This window comes from Pseudomonas sp. BAV 4579, assembly GCF_009765395.1.
GTDB classification, from domain to species: Bacteria; Pseudomonadota; Gammaproteobacteria; order Pseudomonadales; family Pseudomonadaceae; genus Chryseomonas; species Chryseomonas aestiva.
Genome location: NZ_WHOV01000214.1, coordinates 1 through 1,441, shown reverse-complemented (window position 1 = coordinate 1,441; position 1,441 = coordinate 1). Strand labels below are relative to the sequence as shown.

The 1,441-nt window shown below is 66.6% G+C and carries 1 protein-coding gene; it reads left to right on the top strand.

The window, feature by feature from the left end; all coding sequences use genetic code 11:
• Nucleotides 1-1,439: NADP-dependent succinate-semialdehyde dehydrogenase (gabD, locus tag GSQ95_RS25130; protein WP_158897167.1), on the top strand; the 1,439-nt coding region annotated here is incomplete at its 5' end.
• Between the last annotated feature and the right edge of the window lie 2 nt (nt 1,440-1,441).

Sequence of the window (1,441 nt, the reverse complement as noted above, 5' to 3'; positions counted from 1 at the left end):
AAGACGCTTCCCTGTTTCGCCAGCAAGCCTATGTCGACGGCGCCTGGATCGACGCCGACAGCGGTGCCACCGTCAAGGTGGACAACCCGGCCACCGGCGAGACCCTGGGCACCATTCCCAAGCTCGGCCGCGCCGAGACCAAGCGTGCCATCGACGCCGCCAATCGCGCCCTGCCGGCCTGGCGCGCGCTGACCGCCAAGGAGCGTTCGGCCAAGCTGCGGCGCTGGTACGAGCTGATGATCGAAAACCAGGACGACCTGGGCCGGCTGATGACCCTGGAGCAGGGCAAGCCGCTGGCGGAGGCCAAGGGCGAGATCGCCTATGCCGCCTCCTTCATCGAGTGGTTCGCCGAGGAAGCCAAGCGCATCTATGGCGACACCATCCCCGGCCACCAGGCCGACAAGCGCATCCTGGTGATCAAGCAGCCCATCGGCGTCACCGCCGCCATCACGCCGTGGAATTTCCCCACCGCGATGATCACCCGCAAGGCCGGTCCGGCCCTGGCCGCCGGCTGCACCATGGTCATCAAGCCCGCCAGCCAGACCCCGTACTCGGCCCTGGCGCTGGTCGAACTGGCCGAGCGCGCCGGCATTCCCAAGGGCGTGCTGAGCGTGGTCACCGGCTCCGCCGCCGAAATCGGCGCCGAGCTGACCGAAAGCCCCATCGTGCGCAAGATTTCCTTTACCGGCTCCACCGAGATCGGTGCCAAGCTGATGGAGCAGAGCGCGCCCACCATCAAGAAGCTGTCGCTGGAACTGGGCGGCAACGCGCCCTTTATCGTCTTCGACGATGCCGACCTGGACAAGGCCGTGGAAGGCGCCATCGCCTCCAAGTACCGCAACGCCGGCCAGACCTGCGTCTGCGTCAACCGCCTCTATATCCAGGACGGCGTGTACGACGCCTTTGCCGAGAAATTCAAGGCCGCGGTGGCCAAGCTCAAGGTCGGCAACGGCCTGGAAGAGGGCGTGACCATTGGCCCGCTGATCGACGCCAAGGCGGCGGCCAAGGTTAAGGAACACATCGACGACGCTGTGAGCCAGGGCGCCCGGGTCATCGCCGGGGGCAAGGCCCACGCCAACGGCGGCAGCTACTTCGAGCCGACTATCCTCGCCGACGTGCCCAGGAGCGCCAAGGTGTCCAAGGAAGAGACCTTCGGCCCGCTGGCGCCGCTGTTCCGCTTCAAGGACGAGGCCGAGGTCATCGAGCTGGCCAACGACACCGAATTCGGCCTGGCCTCCTACTTCTATGCCCGTGACCTGTCCCGCGTGTTCCGCGTGGCCGAGGCGCTGGAGTACGGCATGGTCGGCATCAACACCGGCCTGATCTCCAACGAGGTCGCGCCCTTCGGTGGCGTCAAGGCCTCGGGCCTGGGCCGCGAGGGCTCCAAGTACGGCATCGAGGACTACCTGGAGATCAAGTACCTCTGCCTGGGGATCTGATC